The sequence below is a fragment of the Oceanicaulis sp. MMSF_3324 genome (genome assembly GCF_030733545.1).
In the GTDB taxonomy this organism is placed as follows: Bacteria; Pseudomonadota; Alphaproteobacteria; order Caulobacterales; family Maricaulaceae; genus Oceanicaulis.
On sequence record NZ_JASHIU010000005.1, the window covers coordinates 12436 to 30160 of the forward strand.

Annotated in this window: 15 protein-coding genes; 4 read left to right on the forward strand and 11 right to left on the reverse strand. The window is 63.3% G+C overall.

All coding sequences use genetic code 11. The features are described 5' to 3' along the window. Nucleotides 1-48: 48 nt before the first annotated feature. Nucleotides 49-1764, reverse strand: coding sequence for an alkaline phosphatase (locus tag RBA95_RS06615; protein WP_306016058.1), 1716 nt, complete (start codon nt 1762-1764; stop codon nt 49-51). 134 nt (nt 1765-1898) lie between these two features. Next, on the reverse strand, nt 1899-4235 hold the full coding sequence (locus tag RBA95_RS06620) for a TonB-dependent receptor (protein ID WP_306016059.1): 2337 nt from the start codon (nt 4233-4235) through the stop codon (nt 1899-1901). 185 nt (nt 4236-4420) lie between these two features. Here RBA95_RS06620 and RBA95_RS06625 point away from each other — a divergent pair, with 185 nt between their 5' ends. Then, a complete protein-coding gene (locus RBA95_RS06625; protein WP_306016061.1) occupies nt 4421-5425 on the forward strand; it encodes an RluA family pseudouridine synthase in 1005 nt (334 codons plus the stop codon). Here the strand turns inward: RBA95_RS06625 and RBA95_RS06630 are convergent. From RBA95_RS06630 to RBA95_RS06645, 4 genes are all read right to left on the reverse strand, one after another. Further along, nucleotides 5422-6309 (reverse strand): bile acid:sodium symporter family protein, encoded by an 888-nt coding sequence (locus tag RBA95_RS06630; RefSeq protein WP_306016062.1) that lies wholly within the window; start codon nt 6307-6309, stop codon nt 5422-5424. The two genes, RBA95_RS06625 and RBA95_RS06630, sit on opposite strands and share 4 nt — an antisense overlap. 153 nt (nt 6310-6462) lie before the next feature. Continuing rightward, nucleotides 6463-8568: a TonB-dependent siderophore receptor gene (locus RBA95_RS06635; protein ID WP_306016063.1), complete on the reverse strand. Its 2106-nt coding sequence runs from the start codon at nt 8566-8568 to the stop codon at nt 6463-6465. Between the two features lie 29 nt (nt 8569-8597). Then, the gene (locus tag RBA95_RS06640) at nt 8598-9173 is read right to left on the reverse strand and encodes a hypothetical protein (RefSeq protein WP_306016064.1); all 576 of its coding nucleotides are present in this window, start codon (nt 9171-9173) and stop codon (nt 8598-8600) included. Between the two features lie 173 nt (nt 9174-9346). Further along, nucleotides 9347-9865 carry an N-acetyltransferase gene (locus RBA95_RS06645; protein ID WP_306016065.1) on the reverse strand — a complete coding sequence of 173 codons (519 nt, stop codon included), beginning with the start codon at nt 9863-9865 and terminating at the stop codon, nt 9347-9349. Between the two features lie 504 nt (nt 9866-10369). Here RBA95_RS06645 and rpoH point away from each other — a divergent pair. After that, nucleotides 10370-11260 (forward strand): RNA polymerase sigma factor RpoH, encoded by an 891-nt coding sequence (rpoH, locus tag RBA95_RS06650; RefSeq protein WP_306016066.1) that lies wholly within the window; start codon nt 10370-10372, stop codon nt 11258-11260. Here rpoH and RBA95_RS06655 read toward each other — a convergent pair. After that, nucleotides 11257-11991 carry a lysoplasmalogenase gene (locus RBA95_RS06655; protein ID WP_306016067.1) on the reverse strand — a complete coding sequence of 245 codons (735 nt, stop codon included), beginning with the start codon at nt 11989-11991 and terminating at the stop codon, nt 11257-11259. The genes rpoH and RBA95_RS06655 overlap by 4 nt on opposite strands. Nucleotides 11992-12143: 152 nt before the next feature. Here RBA95_RS06655 and RBA95_RS06660 point away from each other — a divergent pair, with 152 nt between their 5' ends. Then, nucleotides 12144-13166, forward strand: coding sequence for a DUF481 domain-containing protein (locus tag RBA95_RS06660; RefSeq protein WP_306016068.1), 1023 nt, complete (start codon nt 12144-12146; stop codon nt 13164-13166). Between the two features lie 10 nt (nt 13167-13176). Here RBA95_RS06660 and RBA95_RS06665 read toward each other — a convergent pair whose 3' ends face one another. After that, nucleotides 13177-14475, reverse strand: a complete 1299-nt coding sequence (locus tag RBA95_RS06665) for a serine protease (protein ID WP_306016069.1) — start codon at nt 14473-14475, stop codon at nt 13177-13179. Between the two features lie 164 nt (nt 14476-14639). Between RBA95_RS06665 and RBA95_RS06670 the strand changes: the two genes are divergently transcribed. Further along, nucleotides 14640-15188 (forward strand): hypothetical protein, encoded by a 549-nt coding sequence (locus tag RBA95_RS06670; protein ID WP_306016070.1) that lies wholly within the window; start codon nt 14640-14642, stop codon nt 15186-15188. Between the two features lie 6 nt (nt 15189-15194). Here the strand turns inward: RBA95_RS06670 and RBA95_RS06675 are convergent, their stop codons facing one another. The 3 genes from RBA95_RS06675 to RBA95_RS06685 are packed head-to-tail and all read right to left on the reverse strand — an operon-like array spanning nt 15195 to nt 17523. Then, on the reverse strand, nt 15195-16010 hold the full coding sequence (locus RBA95_RS06675; RefSeq protein ID WP_306016071.1) for a PhzF family phenazine biosynthesis protein: 816 nt from the start codon (nt 16008-16010) through the stop codon (nt 15195-15197). After that, nucleotides 16010-17083 (reverse strand): NAD(P)/FAD-dependent oxidoreductase, encoded by a 1074-nt coding sequence (locus tag RBA95_RS06680; RefSeq protein ID WP_306016072.1) that lies wholly within the window; start codon nt 17081-17083, stop codon nt 16010-16012. The genes RBA95_RS06675 and RBA95_RS06680 overlap by 1 nt, the downstream gene beginning before the upstream one ends. Then, nucleotides 17080-17523 carry a thioredoxin family protein gene (locus RBA95_RS06685; RefSeq protein WP_306016073.1) on the reverse strand — a complete coding sequence of 148 codons (444 nt, stop codon included), beginning with the start codon at nt 17521-17523 and terminating at the stop codon, nt 17080-17082. The genes RBA95_RS06680 and RBA95_RS06685 overlap by 4 nt, the downstream gene beginning before the upstream one ends. Nucleotides 17524-17725 lie beyond the last annotated feature (202 nt).

The following is a 17725-nucleotide window of genomic DNA, read 5'->3' on the forward strand; positions in this document are numbered from 1 at the left end:
GCCCTGTCTAGGCGAGACCGTCTTAAAAGACCGCAATCCTGAACGCGATCAGCTGACCCGTTCCACCTTTGCCACAGGACCGCCCCGGGCCGGCGTGACCCGCCAGCGACTGTCGAGACCGACATCAAACGCGGTATCCTTGATGGTGGAGACCGAAACGAAGTCCGCTATCGCTTCGTCCGGCGTCAGCGTCAGCAGCACATAGCCCTTGGCGTAGACGCTGTGGTGAAGGATGTGCGGATTGGTCTGCACCGTCATCTGGCCGAAGTCGACGCTGGGCGCATTGACGAATTCATAGTCGGACGGGCTGGTCACCGAGGTGACGCCGAACTCCACCCCGACGCGGTCGCCCGCTTCGGTCTGAAGGTCCACCGTCCAGAAATTATGGCTGTCGCCGGTCAGTACGATGAAGTCGGCATTGGCGGCGCGCGCCGCTTCGAACAAGCGTTCACGCTCGGCGGGGAAGCCATCCCAGGTGTCCAGCGTCATGGGCACGCCAAAGCGAGTTTGCTGGGCGAACTCCCAGACGTCACCGCCCACCATGCGCATCCCCCAGCGCAACCAGAGCGGCGGCTCCTTAGTGTAATCGGGCGCGGTGGCCGATCCCATCAGCACCTGGTTGGCGAAGATGCGCCAGGGTTTGCCCGCCGCTGCGGACTGTTCGAGCGTGCGAACGACAAAATCGAACTGTTCAGCGCCGAGCAAGGTCCGGTCCTCGCCGCCCACGCGCAGCTCAAGCCAGTTGCGCACCGTCTCCTGGATCTGCGGATCGTCCGGATCGGAATCGAGCGGCACCGGGAAATCCTCCAGCGTCATCTCATCCGAGCGCGCCAGCAAACGGCTTTCCAGGAAGATGAGCGTCGCCAGATCCCCGATCTCGAGCGCGCCATACCGCGCCCGGCGGTCCTGGGGCTCGCGCACCGGCAGCCAGCCATAATAGGCGCGCAGTGCGGCATCGACCCGGTCTGACCAGGCGCCCTCCCCCTGATCGGGGTCGTGGTTTTCTGCGCCGGTGAGGTGGGCGTTGTTGGCGGTCTCGTGATCATCCCAGATCGTCAGCCAGGGAGCGGCGGCCTTGAGCGCCTTCAGATCCGGGTCGGCCCCATACTGGGCGTAGCGGGTGACGTAATCTTCGTAGGTGACGATCTCATGGGGCGGCTCGACCACCCGGCCCAGGCGTTCATCGTCATCCATGGCGTAACCGCCGCGGCCATATTCATAGATGTAGTCGCCCAGATGCAGGACGAGGTCGATATCCCCCCGCTCGGCCGCTGCGCGATAGGCGTTGAAAAAGCCCGCCGGATAATTCGAACAGGAAAACGCCGCGATATTGAAGCGATCGACGGCGCCGTCAGGCAGGGTGCGCGTGCGCCCGGTCTCGCTGACCGCATCGCCGAAAGAGAAGCGGTACCAGTAATCCCGCCCCGGCTGCAGGCCGTCCGCCAGCAATTTGAACGGGGTCATGTCATTGACCGTCACGGCGGCGGGCGCCGCTTCCGCCGCGAGCACGATCGAGGTGAAGCTCTCATCCTCGGCCAGCTCGACGCGCACGGGCGCATCCAAGGTCTCAGACGTCACAGCGGTCCACAGCATGACCGAACCCTGGTCCGGGTCCCCGCTGGCGACGCCGTGCTTGAAGGGACCATCCGCAGGCGGGCGCGCTTCAAAGCGCGGCTCTTCCCGACTGCAGGCCGAAGCGGCGAGGCCCAGACCCGCGGCGCCGGCGAGCGCCGCCCGACGCGTCAGCTTGAATGGCTCTGACATGACATCCCCCTGTTAAGCGCCCGCTTGGTACGAGCTTGCAAAAAGTAGTGACGAAACAAGAAGGCCGGCGCAAGGCCCCTCTCCCCGCGCCGGCCACAGCCCCGTCCCCCCGGACGGTTCTTGAAACGCCTGCCCTAGAAGCTGGCGCCGATGCGGACGCCATAGGTCAGCGGCGCACCCGCGATGAAGGTCGGCAGACCGAAACCGGCGCCGGTATTGCCGGCATCGATCAGGTATTCCTCATCGAGAAGGTTGTTGCCGTAGACCTCGGCGTAATAGCGCGCGGACGGATCGTCATAACGCAGACGCGCCCGCACGAGGCCGTAGGCGTCCTGACGCACGCCCACAAAGCGGTCATTGTCATTGTCGGTATAGACATGGGACTGCCAGGAATAGCTCGGCAGGACCGACACAACGCCCCAGGGCTGGTTAATGGCTTCCCAGCGCGCGCCCAGCGAGAAGGCGTGTTCCGGCGCATAGCGGAAACGATTGCCGCCCAGCTCCTGCTCGACACCGTTCGAGGTCTCGTCAAACTTGGCGAGGTTGTACGAATAGGTCGTCATCAGATCGAGCGTCTCGGTAATGCGGAAATCCCCTTGAAGCTCCAGACCGCGTTGGGTGGCGGAGCCGGAATTCTGCGGCACGAAGGTGCTGGTCAGCGGATCAAACACCGAGGTGCGGAAGTTGTCGTACTTGGATTCATAGATCGAGGCGGTCAGGGTGCCGTTGTCGAGCGTGAAGAACGCGCCCGCCTCGATGGAGTCCACGATCTCCGCCGGAGACGTGCTGAAGAAGCTCGGATCATTGGAGTCGATCGAGATCAGGTCCGGGCTGCGGCCACGCGCATAGCTGACCCAGGCATTGACCCGGTCATTGAGCTCGTAAGCGGCGTTCACGCGATAGGTCCAGTCGTCAAAGTCTGCGCTGGAGCTCAGCTCGGCGCCGTTCGGCGAGCTGGTCAGGATCAGGGCCGGACCGAAGGTGACGCGGTTCGGACCCATGCTTGTGCCGCCATAACCGGAGGCATTCTTGCTTTCGTCCGTGTAACGCACACCCGCGGTCACGGTCAGACGATCAGTGATGTCGTAGGACGCGTCCGCGAAGACATCGATCGCCTCGGTCGAACCGGAGTTTGCGGCTTCTTCGGTGTAGTTCGGGCGCAGCGGCACGAAGCCCATGCCCTGGGACAGGGCTGCGATGGAGAACGGGAACGGGTTGGCGAGATCGGTCAGCGCCGACGCCGGCACGCCCAGCGCGCCCGCAATGGCGTTCACATCGCCGAACTGGCCCAGACGCACGAAGAGGGCCTGGGTGACGGCCTCGTTGTAGATCGCCGGAATGCGCTGGGTGTTGGCTTCGTAGAAATAGGTAACGCCGCCGAAAGCCGTGAACCGGCCGCCATTATCATAGCTCAGGCGCATTTCATGGCTGGTCTGACGACCCGTCGCGTCCTCGCCGAAATTCAGGGCCTCAAAGCCGATGCCGAGCGGGTCAAAGATCTCGACCGAGTCATATTCGCGATAGCCGGTGACGGTGGACAGGTTCCACGCCGGGTTGAGGTCCCAGCTGGTCAGCGCCGTGATGCCCCAGACGGTGCGGTCAAGGCCCAGGCCCTGGTCGTTTTCAAAGCCGTCGATCACACGCAGATCGGCCGCCGTATAGGGCGAGGTGTCGCCGCCCTGCGGCGCGATCACGCCGGACTTGAACGAGGTGCCCGGCCCGCTGTCTTCCTGCCAGTTGGCGATCAGGTCGAAGTTGAAGAAGCTGGTCGGCTCACCGGAGAAGACCACACGGCCCGCCAGCACGTCGCGGCCTTGCAGGTCGTCGCCATCGCCCAGATTGTCGATATAGCCGTCGCGCACCCGGTTCACGCCGGAGACGCGCAGGCCGTAATTGTCGGAGATGGCGTAGTTCACATGGCCGCCGATTTCATGGGCGCCGTAATTGCCCAGGCCGGCGAAGACGCTGGCGGAATTCTCGAAGGCCGCTTTGTTCTGGATGATGTTGATGCCGCCGATCAGCGCGCCGCGGCCAAACAGGGTCGGTTGCGGGCCCTTGGCGACTTCCAGGCGTTCGATGTCAAAGAGCTCGACATAGGAGCCGCGTGAGCGGGAGATCGACAGGCCGTCCTGGAACATGGCCACGCGCGCTTCGGCGGTGGACACGCCGCTGTCGGTGGTGATGCCGCGCAGGGAGTAACCGGTATTGTTCGGGCTCTGCTCCTGGATGACCAGGCCCGGCGTGAACAGGGCCATGTCTTCCATGTTGCGGATGTCGAGACGCTCGATCAGCTCTTCGTTGAACGCCGCCACATTGATCGGAACATCGGCCAGCAACTGTTCGCGGAACTGGGTGGTCACCGTGATCACGTCGGCAGCCTGGTCGTTCACATCGGTTTGCGCGAAGGCGGTCGAGGCGGGCGCGATTGCGAGAACTGCAGCGCACGCGGTCAAGCGAGCTTTGAACGTCATTGTAAGGACCCCTGAACTTGTTACATAGCGCACGTCAGTGGTGCGCAGACCGGCTGCTGGTAGGGGCCAAGTGTGACGCTTCGCTAACAGGTCGGATAAAGTATGGTTACAGTTCGGCTTAATACAGATGACGTCACCCAAAAGCCACGACATATGCATATACGAATAGGCGTATTCATTTGGAAATGAACAACAAGACCTCACGAGAACAGACCGCGTCCTCCGCCGATGCAGGCGAACGTCTGGATCGCTGGATGGCGGCGCTCTGGGAGGATTTGTCCCGCTCGCGTTGCAAGGCGCTGGTCGAGCAAGGCTGCCTGTTTCTGGATGACGCGCCCCTGACCGATCCCTCCGCCAAGGTGCGCGAAGGCGGCGTCTATCGGCTGGATGTGCCCGCCCCGGTCGAAGCCACGCCCAAGCCCGAGGATATCCCGCTCGACGTGCTCTTCGAGGATGACCAGCTGATCGTCGTCAACAAGCCCGCCGGCATGGCGGTGCACCCGGCGGCGGGCAACTGGACCGGCACCCTGGTGCATGCGCTTCTGTTTCATTGCGCAGGATCCCTGTCGGGCATTGGCGGGGTGGAGCGCCCCGGCATCGTGCATCGCCTGGACAAGGACACGTCCGGCGTCATGGTCGCGGCCAAGACCGACAAGGCGCATCAGGGCCTGTCCGAGCAATTCGCCGCCCATACGGTCGAACGCGCCTATCTCGCCTTCACCCGCTCGGCCCCCAAACCGCGGACCGGCCGGATCGAGACACGGCTGGCGCGCTCCAGCCATGACCGCAAGAAGATGGCGGTGATCGACACGCCCGGATCGGAAGCGGGCAAGCACGCCATCACCAATTACGAAACGCTTGCGACCTTTGGTCAGGAGCCTGGCAAGTCAGTGGGCCATCCCATGAGCGCGCTGGTGCGCTGTCGGCTGGAAACCGGGCGCACCCACCAGATCCGGGTCCACATGGCCCATATCGGCTGCCCGCTTCTGGGCGATCCGGTCTATGGCCGGGGCCGTTCAACCCCGCTGGCGCGGCTGGACAATGGCAAGGACTTCAAGGATTTCCGGCGTCAGGCCCTGCATGCCGCCGTACTGGGCTTTGAGCATCCCGTGACCGGCGAGCCGGTTCGGTTCGAGACCGAGCTGCCCAAGGACATGCAGCGCCTGCAAGGGTTTCTCGAGCGGCTCTAGCCCGCCATGTTCCGAGCCCGCACCGCCGCTTTGGACCAGCGCCTTGCCCACAGGATGAACACGCCCGCCGTCGCGAACATCATCAGGCCGTAGATGGCGGCGGGCATGGCGTAGTCGATATCGCCCAGAAGCGAACTCGCCACGACAATCGCCAGAGTGGCGTTCTGCAGGCCGCATTCCAGCGTCAACGCCACGCGCTGGCGCATCTTGAACGCCAGCCAGCTCGAGACGACGAACGCCACCGCCATGGCGGCCACATTCAGCGCCAGCGACACAGCCCCCGCTTCGGTCAGGCGCCGCAGCGTCTCGGCGATGCCTTCATTCAGGACCGTAGCGATGACCACGGCGGTGAAGACGAGCCCCGACATGAATCGTGAATGGCGCTCCAGCGCCAGGGCCGGTCCCGGAGCCAGCTTGCGCAGGACCATGCCCAATCCGACCGGGATGACTGTCAGCGCGAAAATCACCACGCCGGTGGACACCATGCCCACTTCAGGCGCGTCCGGCCCCATGAACAGGGCCAGCGCCACCATCAGAACCACGGGCACGGTCACCACCGACGCCAGTGAGGTGATCGCGGTCAAGGACACCGACAATGCCACATCGCCGCGCGCCATATGTGTCAGCAGGTTGGAGGTCGTCCCGCCCGGACAGGCCGCCAGCAGCACAACGCCCACTTTCACGATGGGCGGAATGGGCAGAAAGGAAACCAGCGCAATCGCGATCAGGGGCAGGGAAATGAACTGCAAGGCCGTGCCGACCAGAAAGGCCTTGGGCTGCAGCGCGATGCGTTTGAAATCCGCCGGCGTCAGCCCCACCCCGAGCGTGAACATGATGAACGCCAAAGCGAGCGGCAGCAGAACTTGAGCAAACACAGTATCCATGGGCCGCAGGTTAGCCGCCTCGCTGTTGCAGCGATAGGCACAAAACCTTCAAGGTTTTAACAGCATAACTAGCCCAACATGAGCGGCTCGTCCCATACGAAAAGGGCGGCGCCAAATAGCGCCGCCCGTATTGTCGCAAACGCGCCCTGAACGTCAGAAGTTGGCGCGCAGGCCGACCCAGAAGCTGGATTCTTCGCGAGTCGCGCGGTTGGTGCGCACGCCATCGGAGCCGAAATTGACGTTGCGCCCCACAATGGACAGGTTCACATCCTCGTTCACCTGGTAATCGGCCCTGAAGGACAGGGCCAGATAGGCGCTGATATCGCTGTCCGGCGCAGTTCCATTGACGATCACATAACGGTCTGGATAGGTCACCTCGTCCACATAATTCGCGAAGACGCCCAAGCGCAGGTCGTCACGCTCCCAATGCAGGCGCGCATTGACTTTATGGTTGGGTGTTGACTCTTCAAAGCCCGTGTACCGGTTTCGCTGAGTCTGCAGGCCCTCTCCATAATCACGCTCGATGGTGATGCCCACCAGATCATCATTGACGCTCTGATAGGTATAATTCAGGCCCCATTGCAGGTCGAACGGCGCATCGCCCTGCAATTCGAGCTCCATGCCCCAGGCGCTGGATTCGCCCACATTCTCGAACCGGGTCGAGGCGAACGGTGCTTCAGGCGGCAACAGCGTGGCGTGATAAGACAGGAAGGTCTTCAGATCCTCGGACGACTGATAGAACACGCCAAGGCGCATATCCGCCAGGCTTCCCAGTGCCCGATCCCAACCCAGCTCATAGTTTTGTACGATGGTGGGCTCCAACAGTGGATTGCCCGCGTCCAGGATAGACGGGTTGTCAGGATCGCCCGTGAGCTGGGTCAGACCAAATTCAGACAGGGACGGGGTCTGAACTCCGCGCGAAGCATTGGCGCGGAACAGGCCGCGTTCGCCTGCATTCCACACCAAGCCAACATTGTAGCTGACTTCGGTGATCGTACGATCGAAATCCTCGGCGGTGAACCAGTAGATGTCATCCACCTCGCCGGTGCGCTCAAGCTCCAGATTGTCCAGGCGGACCGCCGCAGTCGATCGCAGGTTGGGCGTGATGGCCCGGTCCCACATGGCCGACACTGAGAAGACGTCGTACTGGGTGTCGCCATTGCGCGGATCAGGCGAGGAAGCGAGCGTATTGTTGCGATACTCGCCGCTAAGCCGGAACGTATTCTTGGTGCCAACCGTGAACAGGTTCTGCAGTTGGAACACCGTCACGGTATTTTCGGACGGGACGATGAATTCGGGATCGGCCACCGCGAATGACGAGCCCACAGACGTCAGCTTGCCGCTGTTTTGATAAAGTGATGCGCTGATCAAACCCCAGTCGGTGTCGCGCTCCAGGCGGACCCGGGCCGATGACAGACGATAGCGCGCATCAGCGGTGTAGAAATTGGGCTGCATGTCGAGTTGATTGACATGGGAGTGCGTGAACTCCATCAGGCCTGTCGTCTTGGCGTCAAACTGGAAATAGACCGAGCCCGCCAGCTGGATATCTTCCGCCGCATCATAGGAAATCGTCGAGAAGAAATCATCCGTGGTTTCGTACTGTTCGGTGTAGTCGGTTTCCTTTTCCTGCCCCACGCCGGCGCTGAGCCGCAAGGCGACCCGGTCATTGCGATTAAAGCTGAAGACCGCACCCACCTCGTCCGTGCCGTTGAAATCGGTGTTCACGCTGACGTCAAAACCGGTGGGCTGCTGGAGCGGGTTCTTGGTGATGATGTTCACCACGCCCGACACGGCGTTGAAGCCGTAGAGCGCGCTTTGCGGCCCGCGGATGAGCTCGATTTGCTGAATCTCATCAAGCTGAACCGGCAAGGTGCGCCAGGCCGTATAGCCAAAATGATCCAGATAAACCTGGCGACCGTCCACCAGCACCAGAAGGCGCGGAGACAGTGGCTGGTTGTAGCCGCGAATACCGACATCCTGGGCGCCTGCTGTCCAGCGCACCATGTCCACGCCGGCATAATGACGAAGAATGCCCGGCAGGTCGCGCTCGGGCAGTCGCTGGATATCATCCTGGGTGATGATGACCATGGAGGCCGGCACTTCAGAAGCACGCTGAGGCTTGCCGGTTGCGGAGTTGGTGACCGGCTCGCCGAACAGCTCGCTCATCACGTCGTAATTGAGGGTCTGGGCTTGGGCGCCGCTGCACATTGCGCTGGCGAACAGAACCCCGGCGGTGGTTTTCAAGGTTTTGCGAAACATTGAGATTAGTCCTTTGAAGGGGGTTCGGATCAGATCCGTTCAATCATCATGGAAAAGGCGCTGGTGAAGCTGACTGAAGCACTGCTGGCCGCGCTCTCATTGACGACGATGCGTACAGATGGATTGCTTTGCAGGCTCATGACGCATTGTCCGCTTTGTACGCACACCATGTCGGAGGATACGGTCAGCACGCCATTGCTGGCGGCGGTGCTGGAAATGCCCGCATCGCCTGCACTGAGACCGCCCAGCAAGATCGCCGCGTCCGCGCCCGCTAATCCGCCGGACACATCGCTCAGCGGCACCATCCTCGGCACCATGGTGATGTCTCGTGCGCTATATCCACCAGACATGGCCGCGTTGAGCGCATCCGCCTCGGCTTGTCCGGCATCATCATAAATCAAGGCGACGACGCGCTCGCCGGACTGACTGCCTTCAATAAAGCTCAAGGCACGCCCTACTATGGCGAGGTCGCGTTCAGACATTTGGGCGAAGGCCGCCTCGCCCCACACGAAGGAAAACACTGCAAGGCTTGCAGCTATCGCATTGCGCATCTCATCGCTCTCCTGGCTTCGCGGCGCATCAAATACGCCGCTGCGCTGCCCCATGCCGGAGCCTTTCGCCGAACGGATACGATGAATTGAGTTAATGAATATCTGTATTACTGCGCGAGCCCCCCTACAGCGAGCTTGCTCAGGATTCGTTCAATCCCTGCGCTTCTCACAGCGTCAGTCAGTCAGTCAGATTGCGACAGGCGTGTCTAAAGTCTGCCTGCAACGCCTCACACGCCCAGCGCCAGCACCCAGTCGTCATAGATGCGGCCGCCCACATCGAACTGGCGCGTACCGATGGTTTCAAACCCCATCCGCTCATAAAAGGCGAGCGCGCGGGTATTGCCCTGATAGACGCCCAGCAGCAGACGCGACATGGCGTTGGCGCGGGCATGCTCTGCCGCCTGTTCGACAAAACGTCGCCCCAGGCCAGAGCGATGCAGGCTCGCCAGCACATAGATGCGTTTGATCTCGAGATCGGTCGCCTGGGTCTCCACCGGCAGATCGGGCGGGGTGAGATGCAGATAACCCACCGGCGCCGCGCCCGGCTCCATTTCGGCCAGCCAGAGGGCGTGACCGGGCGTCTTGAGCGCCTGTGCATAGACCGAAGGCGTGTGGCGCTCGGCGCAATGGCGAATGATCGCGCCGCCATCCACAACGCCGGAATAGCTTTCCAGAAACGTCGCCGCGCCCACCAGGGCGAGCGACTCCTGATCGCCCGAACGGGCCTGTCTGACAGAGATGCTCATGCCTCCCTTTTCGCCAAGCTTTGGCGCGAGGGCAATCGTGCAGTAAACTCGATGCGCATCGTGGTGCGGTCCGTCATATATGCATGTACAGCCCTCGCGCCATGATCCGGGATCTGGAGAATCTGACCGGCCCCCTTTATGGAGCCAGAAGGAACCGTCATGAAACTGCAGACCAAGGGCGACAGCGCGGTTCGTGACCGCTTGATCATGCGCGCGGCTGTGCTTGGCGCAATATGCGGCGGCGCTGTCGCCATTCTCTGGCTGGCCCTGACATAGCGCCTGACACAATAACGCACGCCCGGACGGGCTTTCGCGCCAGGGCAATACATTGTTTCCGTTCCACGCCTTAATCCAGGCGCCGTTTTCTGGTTTATTTCAGGGGCTGACAGATTGTGTTTCAGCTTCACTGGCTTGTGACCCCTACCAATCTGCAAATCGGCTACCTAAATGAACGCGGCGCTGGTCATCCCGTCAGCGCCAAGGGCTCACTGGGGAGTGACACGCATGGCAAATATGAAAACGGCGCTGACCATGTCGCCCGAAGCCGGTCTGTCGCGATATCTCGCGGAGATCCGGAAATTCCCCATGCTGGAAAAAGATCAGGAGTTCATGCTGGCCAAGCGCTGGCAGGAGCATGAGGATTCTGACGCCGCACACCAGCTTGTCACTTCGCACCTGCGCCTGGTCGCCAAGATCGCCATGGGCTATCGCGGCTATGGCCTGCCGATCGCCGAGGTGATCAGCGAAGGCAATGTGGGCCTGATGCAGGCGGTCAAGAAATTCGATCCCGACAAGGGCTTCCGCCTTGCGACCTACGCCATGTGGTGGATCCGCGCCTCGATCCAGGAATACATCCTGCGGTCCTGGTCGCTCGTGAAGATGGGGACCACCGCGGCCCAGAAGAAGCTGTTCTTCAATCTGCGTCGGATGAAGAGCCAGATGCGCGCCCTGGAAGAAGGCGATCTGCGCCCTGACCAGGTCGAGGAAATCGCCACCAAGCTGGGTGTGACCGACGATGATGTCGTCTCCATGAACCGGCGCCTGTCCGGCCCCGACGCCTCGCTGAACGCGCCCATGCGCGCCGATGGCGAAGCGGAATGGCAGGACTGGCTCGCCGATGACGACGCCGATGACGCCGAGGACGAGCTGGCGGAATCCGATGAATTCTCCATGCGCATGACGCTCCTTCAGGAAGCCATGGGCGCGCTCAACGAGCGGGAGCAGAACATCATCCAGGAACGCCGCCTGACCGAAGAGCCGAAAACGCTCGAGGATCTGGCGCAGGTCTATGGCGTCAGCCGCGAACGCATCCGCCAGATTGAGGTGCGCGCCTTTGAAAAGCTGCAGAACGAGATGAAGCGGCTGGCCGACGAACGCGGACTGATGCCGGCTTAGGCCGGCGCGTCAGCGTCTTCTCCGGTAATGGCTTGCACGGCCTTGGCGCGCACGACGCCCAGGGTCAAACATAGCTGTGCGCCATAATAGGTCGACCAGACGATCACGCCGCCCCAATCCAGACCATTGTCAAAGACCAGCACGTCGCGGAACCAGCGCATGGCGATGACCGAGTCCGACACGACGAACAGCAAGGCGCCAATGACGATGAGGTTGGGTCCCTTCACCAGGCCCGCGGCCATGGCCATGACCAGGATGATCCCCAGATAGACGCTGGCCGGAACAAGCAGCCCGCCCATGCCGCCATTGATCCAAAGCCACAGCGCCACGCCGTAAACGAACAGACCGCCCGCCAGCACCAGGCCTTCGCGCTTGAGACCGCCGCGCAGGACCATCAGGGCGAAAATGGCGATATAGGTCAGGTGCGCCGCGCCAAAGAAGCCGATCCCGGCTTCCAGCTGGGGCGCGCTCATGGCGAGGGCGTAATCGCCGCCCGCCGACAAGAACAGGGCGACCGCCAGGATCGGGGCGCGCTTGAGCAGTGCAAACACGCCCAGAAGGATGATCCCCAGCGCCTTGGTCAGCGCCAGCCCCGGCATGGAGGCCGTGGTCAGGTCAAGGCCGAGATAGACGACGGCCGCCGCCACGGACACCCACAGATAGACAGGCGCCGCCCAGTCGGGAAACAGCGGTTCAGTGCGGGCATAACGGTCAGAGACAGGGTCGGTCATCGAAGATCTCGTCACAAAGGGGCGCCAATGAGGTCAAAGGCGTGCCGCGTTCCCGCGCGACCGTCAAGTCATGCAGCAGCTTTACAGGCTCAAGGGTTTGTCTACCCGGGTCCAATATGCTTGTTGTCCGCCACTTGCCCGGAGCCTGACGCATGATCCTGACCGCCTTCGCCGCCCTGTCCCTCACCGCCTCACCGGCGGAAGGCCTTGAACCGCCTTTCCAGGAGTTGCTTGCGGCGGCGGCAGCGGAAAACGACGAGGCGGTTTTCGTGAGCGCCGTCAATCTGTTGGCCCTGACTCAATCGGCCGAGCGCATCGCCGCCGGAGCGGGCCGCCTGTCTGATCGTCACGCCATACTGGCGCGCCGGGCGCTGGGCCTGCCCGTGGCGCCCGTAACGCCTGTCCCGCCGCCAGCCATGGTGGCGGTGGACGCCGAGCTTCAAGACGCTGCCGAAGAGAACGCGTTGACCTCTTCGGTCGAGCCGTTCTGGATCGCCGCGCCAACCTCCGCCGTTCTGCTATTGACCCAGGCGGAATCCGATCTTTGGGCCGGCAAGGTCCGGCTCGGTGTGCGTGCGGACAGTGGCGACACGGATCGGCTCGATTACACGCTGGGTCTGGATGCGGAACGCGAGCTTGTCGGCTGGGGCTTTGAAACCAGTGTGATCTATTCCTATTCCGAAGTGGATGACAATGTGGGTCGGGACGAGCTGATCCTGAAGGCGCGCGGCGAGCGCGAAGCGGGCGAGCGCTGGACCCTGTTCACCAATACCGAATGGGAGCGCGACCAGGTTTCAGGCTTTGACTGGACCGGCTTCATGGGCATCGGAGCGGGCTATCGCGCCCTGCAGCGCGACAAGGCGGAATGGACCATCCGGGCCGCCCCAGGGGTGCGCTATATCAGCGAGGTCGGAAACGGAGTCTATTACGAGGGCGCATTCGACCTCTTGTCCGATGTGGAAGTGCAGTTGAGCGAGACCATGCGGCTGGAAGCCGAAACCCGCCTGCTGGCCTCCAACAGCGCTCGCGCGGATCAGCTGTTCAAGCTGAACACTGATCTGGGCGATCTGTGGTCCCTGGAAGTGCGGTACCGCTATCGCTATGAGTTCGATCCCGAACCGGGCTTTGAGGCCGGTGACAGCCGCACCGACCTCGCCCTGGTCCGGGAATTCTAGACGCCAGGCTCTACTTCTTGACCGGCTCGGGTTTACCCGGCTTGCCCGGCCCCTGCGGACGCAAGCCGCCATTGCCGATCCGGCCGGCCGCAAAGTCCGCCACCATGGGCGCCCAGCGGTCCGAACGCGCCGCGATATAGATGAACGGGCCGTCCGGGTTGGACCGGAAATTGGAGTCGGTGGCCACCACACGCCATTCGCCATTACGTTCGATCATGAACGGTGATCCGGAATCTCCGCGCGTGGTGTCGCAATTGTGGGCCATGGTGTTGTCGCCGAAGACTTCCACGATCCGGCAATCGAGATTGCCTGACAGATTGCTTCCGGTATCCCAGGAATAACCCGCCTGACGGATGGGCGCACGCAATGCGGCCTGCGCGCCCTCAAGATCAACCAGCGCCTCGTAGCCTACATGGCCCAGCTCCGCGCCCAGCGGCTGATCGATGCGCAACATGGCCCAGTCGGTGCCGTCGCGATCATCGCCGGCGCTGAACGCCGCTTCATCCCACTCCGGGTCCATCAGATAATCCACCACGCGCGCAGTGCGCGGCCCGCCGGGCAGATTGTCGCCCGTATGGAACACGCCAGACGCATCGATGCGATCATTCTCGGAAACACAGTGCGCCGCCGTCACCAGGACGGCCTCGTCGATCAAGGTGGCGGTGCAGGTGCCGCCCGCGTCAAACTCGATATAGCCCACGACCGACCACGGGAAGACGCCGGTATCCATGAGCACCCGGTCATCATGACCGAAATAATGGTCCTGGATGGTCATGGGACGTTCCCGCCCCACGCAATCGGCGCGATCGGTGCGATCTTCACAGGCGCCGTTGCCCACGCCCGGCTCTTCGCAGACGCCGTTGAACGCGGTGTCGCACCGGTCATTGCGAAAGCGCAGCTCGATGAGCGCGCCGCAATCGGTGCGGTCGGTCGCCTGGGTGCATGCGCCTGTCCCGAAACCGGGTTCGTCACACTCGCCATCATTGGCCCATTGGCATGAATCGTCCTCGACCCCGGCCATCAGACGCCAGCAGTCAGAATGATCCGTGCCCGCCAGACACGCTCCCGTGCCCAGCCCCGGCTCGTCACATTCATTGTCATTGGCGTAGCGGCAGCTGTCATCGCCCGCAACGGCCCCTGCGCCCGTGGCCGGACGCGCGCCGGGCTTGGTCACCTGGTGCAGCAGGTTCTGATAATCGCGGCTGGTGAAGCCTTCATCCGCGCCGTTGGGCCAGCTCAATTCCTGGGCGCTCGCAGCGCCAGACAGCATCACAAGCGCGCTCGCAGCGGCCAATATGGATTTAAACATCTAATCCCCAATCACTTTTCGGCGCATGCCCCTTGCGCCGATCCCGTTCAATATCGTTCATCTGGTTGAATAGAACATGAAAGCCTAACCCAGCATGTGTTCAGATGCGATGCGTCACTCTCGTCCTCATCAGGCCAGAAGGCCAAGGATGAAGGAGAGAGAGAATGCATGTCTTCGCAAAACTGGCTGCAGCCGCCGCCTTCGCCGGACTGGCCGCAACCGCCCTGCCCGCCAACGCTCAGGCGAGCGATCTGACCATATCGGTCAGCGCGTCAACCGCGACGCCCCAGAGCCAGGGCTATCGCCGCGGCTATGAGCCCCATCATCGTGGACATCGCTGGAATGGCCCAGAAGGTCATTTCGTCGTCTATGCCCGCGCCTGCCCGGACCTGCGGGAAGACCGCCGCGACCGTCGTCGCAATACCGGCTGGCGAGACCGTCGCGAAGACCGTCGTGACCGGCGGGTGATCGACTGCCCTGACCGCGCCTGGGATTACATCCCGAGCCGCCGTGAACTGCGCGCGGGCCGCACTGGCGAGCGCCTGCGTCCGGACCGCGCCTATCTCGATCGCCGCACGGGTGGATATTACGTCGAGACCCGCTGGGGCGCTGTTCCGGTCCAGGTCGTCCACGGTCGCCGGTGGCATGACCGCCACGGCCGCGGGCATGGCCGGGGACACAGACGCGACCATTACGGTTATGGCCGTCACTAGGCCAGGCTAGAGCCGGATCACGCCTTCCAGATAGCGCAAGGCGGATCCGACCAGCAGGACCCGGCCCGTGGATCCGGCGCGCACTTCCAGCGCGCCGGAACGCGGGCCGACCTGTCGCGCCTTGAGCGCGGTTTTCTCCAGCTTCTGGAACCAGTAGGGCGCCAGGGTGCAATGGGCCGAGCCGGTGACCGGGTCCTCGTCCACGCCGCTGGCCGGGCCAAAGAAGCGCGAGACGAAATCGGACGCGCGGCCCGGAGCGGTGGCGATGATATTGGTCCGGGTCGCCTCCAGCGCCTTGATGTCCGGATCCAGCCCCACGACCGTGGCTTCATCGGCGAACACCAGCATCTGATAGCGATTGCCGTGCACGCGCTCGATTTCGTAAACCGCTTCGGGCGCGCCCCCGCCCATCGCCTCGACCACCGCCGCATCGGCCTTGCCCGGCTCGTAGCCGATCACCGGGAAATCCATCTGATAGCGCCCATCTTCCAGCCGAGAGACCTTGAGAAGGCCCGACAGGGTGTGAAAACGCGCTTCGGGTCCGATCACGCGCCCGGTCTCAAACAGCCAGGCGGCGGATGCCAGCGTGGCGTGCCCGCACAACTCCACTTCCAGCCCTGGCGTGAACCAACGCAGGGACCATTGGTCCTTCTCGCCCATGGGTTTGAGATAGGCGGTCTCTGACAGATTGTTCGATTGCGCAACGCCCAGCAGGTCCGCGTCCGGCAGGTCGCGATGCAGCATCATGACGCCCGCCGGATTGCCGGTGTGCGGCTTGGCGCCATCGGGAAAGGCGTGAATCTCGGCGTAGGGAAATTCCATCAGTTCTCCACCCTGTAGCGTTGCAGGAAGCGGCCATCGAGCCAGCGCTTCAGCGTCAGGGCCGGTTTGCCCTGATAGGCCAGCTCCCCATAGCGGGCGAGACCGGTGCCGTCACCCACATCCAGGATCGAAAGCCAGCGCGATTGCGGGGTATAGCGGCGTCGCGCCGTGCGTCCGCCCGCTGCATTGATCAGGTTCTGGATCAGGATGGGCGCGGCGCGCACTCCGAACACGCCCAGCTTGGGCCGGGGGTGATCGAGCATGCGGGCGCAATCGCCCACCGCGAACACCGTCCCATCCCCGGTCCAGGACAGGTCCTCATTGACCGGCAAACCCTCTTCGCCCGCATCGAGCCCCTCGGGCAGGTTGGCGCTCAAGCCGGTTGCGGCGACCAGAATGTCGACCGGCGCAATCTTGCGCTGACCGAAATGGATCAGCCCCATCGACAGGTCCTCGACGCGTTGGGGCACGTATTCAACGCCGCAGCGGGCCATGGCGTCCCGGGCCAGATCGCGCGCCTTGTCCGGCCAGCCCGGCAACAGCGTCGTTCCGGCCAGGATCATTTGCGGCTGCGCGCCTAACCGGCGCTGCAGACTGGCCAGCGACAGGGCGATCTCGAGCCCGGTGGCGCCCGCGCCGGCCACCGCCAGGCGCAAACGACCGCCTGCGGTCTCCACGGTGGCGCGCAGTGCAGCCAGCGCACTGACCGGTTTTGCCGGGATGGCGCCCGCCTTCAGAAGGGGTGTTTCGGAGATATGGCTGCCGGTATTGAGCGACAGCACATCATAGGACAACTCCAGCCCGTCCTCGAGGCGGAGCGTTTTCGTCTTCGGCTCCACCGTGCGCACCCGCTGGCGCACATGCAGGAAGGGCCCTGCCATCTCGGCCGGGTTCAGTCGCGCCGCATCCGGCGCCAGGGCGCCCGAGAGCACGCCCGTCGCTGCGCCCGAATACCAGAAAGCGCCCGGATCAATCAGGATCAGCGACAGCCCGGCATTGGCGAAACGCTGCGACTGCCGCAGCGCCTCCATATGGGCATGTCCCGCCCCGACAAGGACGACCTGACGGGTCACGGCGCCGGAACCTCGGCGTAGACGGCGAGGAAATCCGCAAATTCCTGGGGGCGCCGCGTCCGGGCGGTGCGCCAGTCATAGGCGCCGCCGGGATTGATCACCCGGCCATCCGCATCGGCGATGATGATGGCGGGCGCGCCCTCCACCGTCTGCAGCCCATACCCCGCCGCCAGGTCGAGATTCTTGTCATACCGCCCCACATCAATCAGCACGATCTCGTAGCGCTCGGAGAGAAAGTCCTGCAGCTGCGGCGCGGCCAGCACGCTGGCGAAGCGTCGGGCATCGGGGCACCAGTCCGCGCCGAACACGGCCAGCACCCGTTTGCCGTTCCGGGCCGCGTACTCCGCATTGCCCAACGCGCCTTTGGCGTCCGGTGCGGACGCGTAGGGCGTTTCAAGATCGGCGATTGCGATGTCTTCGGGCAGATAAGGACGGTTCATGGCGGCGCTCCGGCGTGTGTCATCTCTTCAGCGGGAAACTGCGCCCTTCCGGCCCAAAGGTCCAGATGACGGACCGCGACGCGTCATCACGCCTGTGTCAGGCGGAAAACATCAGCTCAATCGTCCGCCCTCGCTTGCCCGCAGCGCGCTCGGTCCGCTACCACCACGTCCAGAGACGACGCATTGCCCGCCCGCCGCTGGT

Coding starts and splice junctions, on each gene's coding strand:
- RBA95_RS06685 (WP_306016073.1), bottom strand. CDS start 17,523: ATGAACCGTCCTTATCTGCCCGAAGACATCGCAATCGCCGATCTTGAA.
- RBA95_RS06665 (WP_306016069.1), bottom strand. CDS start 14,475: ATGTTTAAATCCATATTGGCCGCTGCGAGCGCGCTTGTGATGCTGTCT.
- RBA95_RS06675 (WP_306016071.1), bottom strand. CDS start 16,010: ATGGAATTTCCCTACGCCGAGATTCACGCCTTTCCCGATGGCGCCAAG.
- RBA95_RS06635 (WP_306016063.1), bottom strand. CDS start 8,568: ATGTTTCGCAAAACCTTGAAAACCACCGCCGGGGTTCTGTTCGCCAGC.
- RBA95_RS06630 (WP_306016062.1), bottom strand. CDS start 6,309: ATGGATACTGTGTTTGCTCAAGTTCTGCTGCCGCTCGCTTTGGCGTTC.
- RBA95_RS06655 (WP_306016067.1), bottom strand. CDS start 11,991: ATGACCGACCCTGTCTCTGACCGTTATGCCCGCACTGAACCGCTGTTT.
- RBA95_RS06670 (WP_306016070.1), top strand. CDS start 14,640: ATGCATGTCTTCGCAAAACTGGCTGCAGCCGCCGCCTTCGCCGGACTG.
- rpoH (WP_306016066.1), top strand. CDS start 10,370: ATGGCAAATATGAAAACGGCGCTGACCATGTCGCCCGAAGCCGGTCTG.
- RBA95_RS06625 (WP_306016061.1), top strand. CDS start 4,421: ATGAACAACAAGACCTCACGAGAACAGACCGCGTCCTCCGCCGATGCA.
- RBA95_RS06615 (WP_306016058.1), bottom strand. CDS start 1,764: ATGTCAGAGCCATTCAAGCTGACGCGTCGGGCGGCGCTCGCCGGCGCC.
- RBA95_RS06640 (WP_306016064.1), bottom strand. CDS start 9,173: ATGGGGCAGCGCAGCGGCGTATTTGATGCGCCGCGAAGCCAGGAGAGC.
- RBA95_RS06645 (WP_306016065.1), bottom strand. CDS start 9,865: ATGAGCATCTCTGTCAGACAGGCCCGTTCGGGCGATCAGGAGTCGCTC.
- RBA95_RS06660 (WP_306016068.1), top strand. CDS start 12,144: ATGATCCTGACCGCCTTCGCCGCCCTGTCCCTCACCGCCTCACCGGCG.
- RBA95_RS06620 (WP_306016059.1), bottom strand. CDS start 4,235: ATGACGTTCAAAGCTCGCTTGACCGCGTGCGCTGCAGTTCTCGCAATC.